The 1,900-nt window shown below is 51.8% G+C and carries 2 protein-coding genes; one reads left to right on the top strand and one right to left on the bottom strand.

The annotated features are described in order from the left end of the window. Positions 1 to 580, top strand: a 580-nt coding sequence (locus R3177_RS14695) for a cation:dicarboxylate symporter family transporter (RefSeq protein ID WP_318971755.1), incomplete at its 5' end; no start/stop codon positions are given. A gap of 197 nt (positions 581 to 777) precedes the next feature. Here the strand turns inward: R3177_RS14695 and glmU are convergent. After that, the coding region (glmU, locus tag R3177_RS14690; protein WP_318971754.1) for a bifunctional UDP-N-acetylglucosamine diphosphorylase/glucosamine-1-phosphate N-acetyltransferase GlmU at positions 778 to 1,900 on the bottom strand (1,123 nt) is incomplete at its 5' end.

Genomic DNA, 1,900 nt, shown 5'->3' with positions numbered 1-1,900 from the left:
GTTTGCGACGCTGCAAACTTTTGGCGTGGTGTTAATCCTTGCGATATTGCTGCACTGGCTGTGGATTATTGTGCTGTACAGCATTGCCGGGGTTAAAGCCGGTAAATCGCCATTACTGCTGATAAAAAATATGCTGCCGGCATACTTTACTGCACTGGGTACCATGTCAAGCGCAGCAACCATTCCGGTATCACTGCAGGCCACTAAAGCCAACGGCGTTAAACCCAATATTGCCGATTTTACCGTGCCATTGTGCGCCACCACGCACCTGGCCGGTTCAACGATTACTATTGTCAGCTGCGCCGTTGCCGTAATGGTGATGCAAAATGGCCTGGAAATCCCGTCGCTACTGACCATGCTGCCGTTTATTTTAACCTTAGGTGTCGTCATGCTGGCCGCCCCCGGCGTACCGGGTGGTGCGGTGATGTCGGCGGTCGGCCTGCTGGGCTCAATGCTGGGCTTTGGCGAAGCGGCAGTCGCAATGATGATAGCGCTGTATATGGCCCAGGACAGCTTCGGTACCGCCTGTAATGTCACCGGGGATGGTGCTATTGCAGTACTGGTAGATAAGGCTGAATAGTTTTGAGAAAGGCTGACAGGTTGCAACTCCCGTTCCGGCTCGCCACAGCAACTCGCCCTTTGCTTGCGGCAGGGCTCAGACACTCTGTGGCGCCCGATCCGGGATTCCAACCCGCAGCATGATAGCCTAATCATCCATGCAGCTATACAAATAAAACAGCCCGCATTTGCGGGCTGTTTTATTACTAAGTTCAGGCGTTACTTTTTAATCTTCACCGGCCGTTGCCAGCCTTCGATATGCCGTTGTTTGGCGCGGGCGACCACTAACTCGTCGTCACCAGCGTCACGGGTGAGCACACTGCCCGCACCCACTGTAGCGTTAACCCCTACCGTTACCGGCGCGACCAGCGAACTGTTAGAGCCGATAAAGGCACCATCTTTAATGGTAGTAACAAACTTATTGGCACCGTCGTAGTTACAGGTAATAGTACCGGCACCAACGTTAACCTTGCTACCTATCACTGCATCACCAAGATAAGTTAAATGATTAGCCTTCGATCCTTTGCCCAGGGTGGTTTTCTTCATTTCCACAAAGTTGCCAACATGGCTGTCGTCCAGCATCACGCTGTCCGGCCGTAGGCGGGCATAAGGGCCAACGGAGCAGTCGCTGCCAACGGTAGCGTTTTCAATCATCGAATTGGGCTTAATTTCGGTGTTATCACCTATGGTGCAGTCTTTTAAAATACAGTTGGCGCCAACCGTCACGCCCTTACCCAGCACCACTTTACCTTCAAAAATAACGTTAATGTCGATCATCACGTCATTGCCTACCTCAACCGTACCACGAATGTCCAGGCGGGCAGGGTCACGCAGATTCGCACCAGATAGCATCAGCTGTTGTGCTTTGCGCTGCTGATAGGCCCGCTCCAACGCTGCCAGCTGCAGCCGGTTATTGGCACCTTCCACTTCCATCGGATCAAGTGGCTGGGCTGTGGCAATCTCAACACCTTCACTGTGCGCCATAGCAATAACATCGGTTAAGTAATATTCGCCCTGGGCATTGCTATTAGACAATTTACTCAGCCAGCTTTTCAGCTGTTTACCCGGCAGCGCCATAATGCCACTGTTTACTTCGTTAATTTTAAGCTGTTCCAAACTGGCATCTTTCTGTTCAATAATGCCGGTTACCTTGCCATTTTGCCGGATAATCCGGCCATAACCGGTCGGGTTAACTAAATTGACCGTTAAAATCGCCAGGCCATTAGCAGGCTTTGCCGCTAACAGTTGCTGCAATGTTTCCAGCCGGGTAAGGGGCACATCACCATACAACACCAGTACGGTATCATCATCGGCAATATTAGGAATAGCCTGGGCCACTGCG

This window comes from Arsukibacterium sp. (assembly GCF_033722355.1).
In the GTDB taxonomy this organism is placed as follows: Bacteria; Pseudomonadota; Gammaproteobacteria; order Enterobacterales; family Alteromonadaceae; genus Alishewanella.
The sequence above is the reverse complement of the archived record's forward strand: the minus strand, read 5'-3'. Positions and strand labels throughout refer to the sequence as shown.